Genomic DNA, 5075 nt, shown 5'->3' with positions numbered 1-5075 from the left:
GCGGCAAAAAAATTTCGCAGCACCGATAATTATTCACCGGGCGGTATAGCCGGGAAACGACCTGAACGGGCTACCATCGTATATGCCAACAGGATGCGCGAGGCTTATAAAGATGTCCCCATCATTATCGGAGGCATTGAGGCCAGTCTGCGACGGTTTGCCCACTACGATTACTGGTCGGATAAAGTACGTCATTCCATATTGCTGGACAGCAAAGCCGATATCCTGAGCTATGGCATGGGGGAACACTCTGTCGTAGAAATTGCCGATGCCCTGGCTGAGGGGAAAAACGTGGCGGAGATGTATCATATCCGGGGCATCTGCTATGTGACCAGCCGGCCGCCTATATCGGAAAAAACTGTACTTTGTCCATCCTATGAGGAGGTGAAGGCAGATAAAAAAGCCTTTGCCCGGGCCTTTAAAATACAGTATGAGGAACAGGATCCTTTCTATGGCCGGACGATTATCCAGCCGTCGGAAAACCGGTATGTCGTTCAGACGCCGCCGGCTCTGCCACTTACGACAGAAGAAATGGACGCCGTCTATGAACTGCCCTTTACACGGCGCTGGCATCCCGATTATGATGATTGTGGCGGTGTGCCGGCCCTGCATGAAGTGCAGTTCAGCCTGACCAGCCACAGGGGATGCTTTGGACATTGTCATTTTTGCGCTATTACCAGTCATCAGGGACCGATTGTCCAGAACCGCAGCCATGAATCTCTGATCCGGGAGGCCGTGCATATGACACACCTTCCCGGTTTTAAAGGTTATATCCATGATGTAGGCGGTCCGACGGCTAATTTCCGCCATCCGGCCTGTAAAAAGCAACTGACGGCCGGAGTATGCAAAGACCGCCATTGTATCGGCAGTGAAATCTGTCCCAATCTGGACACGTCACATGACGATTATTTGAAGTTATTACAGGAAATCCGCCACATTCCCCGCGTCAAAAAGGTGTTTGTCCGCTCTGGACTGCGCTACGATTATCTTTTAGCGGATCACAATAAGAAATTTGTAGAAGAATTATGCCGGTATCACGTCAGCGGACAGCTGAAAGTGGCACCGGAGCATGTCGTAAAGCATGTGACCGATTTAATGGGAAAGGCTGATGTACATGCCTTTCTGACGTTTAAGAAATGGTTTGACGAAGCCAACCGGAAATTGGGAAAAAAGCAGTACCTGGTGCCATATTTTATGTCCAGCCATCCGGGCTGTACTCTGGCCGACGCCATTACATTGGCGGAATTTTTGCGGGATATGCATATGCAGCCGGAACAGGTACAGGATTTCATCCCTACTCCGGGGAGTCTCTCGACGGCTATGTATTACACGGGCATGAATCCACTGACGGGGGAAAAAGTTTACGTAGCCCGGCGGCCGGAAGAAAAACAGATGCAGCGGGCTCTGATGCAGTACAAGAATCCGGCCAATTATGATATTGTCTACAAGGCGCTGTACATAGCCGGACGGCGGGATCTTATCGGCTATGGCAGTCACTGCCTGATTCCGCCCCGCCGGCCGGGAAAAGCGCGGATGGAAAAGACTGCGGGAAGGGCAGGGAACCGCCGGCCCGGAAACCCGGGGCGGAAGGGCAGAACGCTTCAAGACCGGCAGCGCCATGGATTCAGGTGATTTCATGAAAAAATATGTACCGACACTGGCTATTGTACTGTTTGTACTGGCTGTGCTCGGATTCAGCAATATATTACTGGAAAAACAACAGGAAGAGAAAGCACAGGATGCATACCGGGCCGAACGGCACCTTGTCGTGTATTCCGATATGCCGGCCGACGTCAACAGTGCTCTGGCCAGGAAGTTTTATAGAGATACGGGACTGCGCGTACAGATTGAAACGCGTACCGATAGTGAACTGCAGTCGCTGGCTGACGATGCAGCGTCTGATGCCGGGCCGGACATGGTCATTGCTTCCGAACCGGTATTGAAGGATTTGCAACAGGCCTCGATATTCGTTCCCTATGCGTCACTGGCTACGGAAAGCGTTCCCTATTCGTTTAAAGATGCAGATGGATATTGGACAGGTGCCTGGTATGATCCTATGGTTTTCGTCGTGAGCAAGGCATATTACGAACGCCGTGGCAGTGAACTGGAAACCTGGGATGATCTGCTGACTGATCCGAATATGGTCCTGGCTTTTCCCGATTTGGCAGCGACGGATATGGCAGGAGACTTTCTCTGTTCGTATGTAGAAATTGCAGGGACAGCAGAAGCCAGCCGGTACTTTAAGGCTCTGCAGCCTCATATTGCATCGTATGCCAAGACGATGTCTCCCATCGTGCGCCGCGTTGCTGCCGGTGAAGCCGATATGGGTGTTGCCAGTGCTATGACTGTCCGTCAGTTCCTGCGGGATAAAGCGCCGGTTGTCATGCTGTATCCCCAGAATGGGACATCCTACTGGCTGTACGGCAGGGGAACGACGAAATGGTGTACCGATACGGAACTGGCTCCCGTCTTTGCCGACTGGCTGCTGTCGCGGAGCGCCCTGGCACTGCTGCATCAGAATACACTGTTTTTGACGACAGCTAGCGATGTGCTGCCGAAAGAATTAGATGGACGCAACCGGTATCCTGTGCTTTTCCCTGTCCGCAAATTGTATACGGATCAGGGACGGAAAAATGTACAGGATTGGTGGATTAAAACTATTCGATTTGGAAAGGAACCATAAGTTACATGGAAAAAATAGGATTTGTCAGTCTGGGTTGTTCAAAAAATCTCATTGATACAGAAGTGATGCTGGGCATTTTGCGGGACCGCCATATGGAAATCACCGATGACCTTGAAGAGGCGGATATCATCATCGTAAATACGTGCACGTTTATTGAAAAAGCAAAGCAGGAATCAATTGATACGATTCTCCAGGCAGCCAGATATAAGACAGAAGGCCGTTGTCAGATACTGATTGTAACAGGCTGTCTCAGCCAGCAGTATAAAGAAGAACTGATGAAAGAAATGCCTGAGATCGATGCTTTGCTGGGAACGGGATCATGGGACCGGATCTGGGATGCCATCGATACCGTCAAAAAAGGAAGAAAAGCCTGTTTTATGGATAATGTCAGCCATTTGTATAATCAGAATACGAGCCGGCTGCGTACGACGCCATCTTACAGTGCTTACGTCAAGATCGGGGAAGGCTGCAATAACGGTTGTTCCTTCTGCATCATTCCCCATGTCCGGGGACGCTTATACAGCCGTCCTGTCGATTCGGTCGTGGCAGAAGTCCGGCAGCTGGCTGATGACGGAGTGAAAGAAATCAATCTCATTGCACAGGATACGACTAGTTATGGCGTCGATCTGGCCGGTCATTCCCTGCTGCCGGAACTGTTGCGCCGCCTTGTAAAAATAGATGGCATCCGCTGGATTCGCCTGTTTTATCTCTATCCGCATTACTTTACAGACGAACTGATGGAACTGATCGTCAAGGAAGATAAAATCTGCCCGTATGTCGATCTGCCGCTGCAGCATATTTCCCAGTCTGTGCTGGAACGCATGAACCGCCGCGATTCGGAAGAAGATGTGCGCCGTCTCATGAAAAAGTTATGCAGTCATGGCCGTAAACTGACATTGCGGTCCACGTTCATTGTAGGTTTTCCCGGTGAAACAGAAGAAGAGTTCCGCCAGCTTTGCGATTTCGTCAGAGAAACGGAATTCGATGATGTAGGCGTCTTTACCTACAGCCGTGAAGACGGGACGCCGGCAGCCCGGATGGATAATCAGATTCCTGAAGAAGTCAAAGAGGAACGTTATCATCAGCTCATGGCTATCCAGGCAAAAGTGTCGGAACATCGCAATCAGGAACTGGAAGGTTCCCTTCATACGATGCTCGTCGAACGGGTGGAAGAGGAACAGGGAATCTGTCAGGCTGTGGGGCGTATTGAAATTCAGGCTCCCGATGTAGATGGTCTGACGTATCTGGAAAACGCCGAAGGCGTACAGCCGGGAGATATGATTCCCGTGCGGATTTCCCAGGGATTCGCCTACGATTTGGTAGCCGAACGGGCTGAATGATGAGGTGACACTATGTTTGTCGAAGTGGTGACGACGGGCTCGGAACTTCTCCTGGGTGAAATCGTCAATGAAAATTCCCGCTACCTTTCGCGGGAACTGAATGCTCTTGGGTATTCTGTCATATATCATACGACAGTCGGTGATAATCCGGAACGCATGGAAGGGGTACTGCGCACGGCTCTGCAACGGGCTGATATCGTTATAACGACAGGCGGTCTTGGCCCGACACAGGGCGATATGACAAAAATCATCGGTGCCAGGGTAATGGGGGTCCCCCTCGTGTATCATGAAGAAATTGCGGAAGCTATCGGGGAGTGGGTTACGGCTCATCACCCGGACCGGGAGTTGACGGAAAACCAGAAACGGCAAGCTATGATACCGGAAGGCGCTGTCGTTTTTTCCAATGGTGCCGGAACAGCTCCGGGAACGGCCCTGAAAAAAGGTGAAAAACTGCTGGTCCATCTTCCTGGGCCACCGCTGGAAATGCGCTGGATGTACGAACACCGCCTGAAGCCGTATCTGATCCGGACATTCGGTTCCCAGGGACACATCGAGTCATTGTATATGAAAATATATGATATGGGAGAGGCCTTTATTGAAGACAAGCTGATGGATCTTATTAAAGGGCAGTCCAATCCGACACTGGCCATGTATGCACGGCCCGGTTTTGTGGAAGTACGGATAACGGCCAGGGCACAGACGGAAGAAGAAGCGCGGGCATTGATGGAACCCGTTCGGCAGGAATTGCAGAAACGGCTCCACCGGGCCGCTGTAACCTATAATCAGGAAACGATGGCAGCCCTTCTGGGACGGATCCTGAAAGAAAAAAAAATGACGGTCAGCGCGGCAGAGTCCTGTACGGGAGGCCTTGTAGGATCCCTTATCACCGACGTCGCCGGCAGCTCGGCTTATTTTCTTGGGTCGGCTGGCACGTATTGCAATGCCATGAAGGAACACATTCTCGGTGTATCGGCGGATACGCTGGCTGCCTATACGGAAGTCAGCTCCCAGACGGCTGCTGAAATGGCCGATGGTAGCCGCCGGTTATATGG

The 5075-nt window shown here is 51.4% G+C and carries 4 protein-coding genes; all 4 read left to right on the top strand.

Annotation, left to right across the window (positions count from 1 at the left end; translation table 11 throughout):
• On the top strand, positions 1-1632 hold a 1632-nt coding region (locus DBO31_RS08885), incomplete at its 5' end, for a YgiQ family radical SAM protein (RefSeq protein ID WP_150824976.1).
• 4 nt (positions 1633-1636) lie between these two features.
• Positions 1637-2683: an ABC transporter substrate-binding protein gene (locus DBO31_RS08880; RefSeq protein ID WP_075581457.1), complete on the top strand. Its 1047-nt coding sequence runs from the start codon at positions 1637-1639 to the stop codon at positions 2681-2683.
• 5 nt (positions 2684-2688) lie between these two features.
• Positions 2689-4023: a 30S ribosomal protein S12 methylthiotransferase RimO gene (gene rimO, locus DBO31_RS08875; protein WP_150824975.1), complete on the top strand. Its 1335-nt coding sequence runs from the start codon at positions 2689-2691 to the stop codon at positions 4021-4023.
• Between the two features lie 12 nt (positions 4024-4035).
• On the top strand, positions 4036-5075 hold a 1040-nt coding region (locus tag DBO31_RS08870), incomplete at its 3' end, for a CinA family nicotinamide mononucleotide deamidase-related protein (RefSeq protein ID WP_150824974.1).

Source organism: Megasphaera sp. DJF_B143 (assembly GCF_900320625.1).
Classification (GTDB): Bacteria; Bacillota; Negativicutes; order Veillonellales; family Megasphaeraceae; genus Megasphaera; species Megasphaera hexanoica.
The sequence above is the reverse complement of the archived record's forward strand: the minus strand, read 5'-3'. Positions and strand labels throughout refer to the sequence as shown.

Excerpts from the sequence above, each read along its gene's own strand:
- rimO (WP_150824975.1), top strand. The coding sequence starts at position 2,689 with ATGGAAAAAATAGGATTTGTCAGTCTGGGTTGTTCAAAAAATCTCATT.
- DBO31_RS08880 (WP_075581457.1), top strand. The coding sequence starts at position 1,637 with ATGAAAAAATATGTACCGACACTGGCTATTGTACTGTTTGTACTGGCT.